Source organism: Streptomyces celluloflavus, from assembly GCA_000720995.1.
In the GTDB taxonomy this organism is placed as follows: Bacteria; Actinomycetota; Actinomycetes; order Streptomycetales; family Streptomycetaceae; genus Streptomyces; species Streptomyces celluloflavus.
This window is the reverse complement of the sequence record JOEL01000150.1, coordinates 1-374: the sequence shown is the minus strand read 5'-3', so window position 1 is coordinate 374 and position 374 is coordinate 1. Positions and strand designations below refer to the sequence as shown.

The 374-nt window shown below is 65.2% G+C and carries 1 protein-coding gene; it reads right to left on the bottom strand.

The features are described 5' to 3' along the window. Nucleotides 1-374, bottom strand: a 374-nt coding sequence (locus IH09_RS36265) for a roadblock/LC7 domain-containing protein (protein WP_240150863.1), incomplete at both ends; no start/stop codon positions are given.

The following is a 374-nucleotide window of genomic DNA, read 5'->3' as shown; positions in this document are numbered from 1 at the left end:
GTCAGGACGGTGCCTGCGCGGTCGACCAGCAGGGCCATTTCGTAACCGACGAGGCCGATGTCGCACTCGGGGTGTGCGAGGACGGCCAGGGATGATCCGTCGGAGACGGACATGATGAAGAGGAAGCCGCGTTCCATCTCCACCACGGTCTGGTTGACGCTTCCGCCTTCGAAGATGCGGGAGGCGCCGGAGGTCAGCGAGGTGAGGCCGGAGGCCACCGCCGCCAATTGATCGGCACGGTCGCGAGGGAATCCCTCGGACATGGCGAGGAGAAGACCGTCCGCGGAGACCACGACCGTGTGGGACACACCGGGGGTGTTGTCCACGAAGTTGGTGATCAACCAGTTCAGGTTCTGCGCCGCCTGGCTCATCGG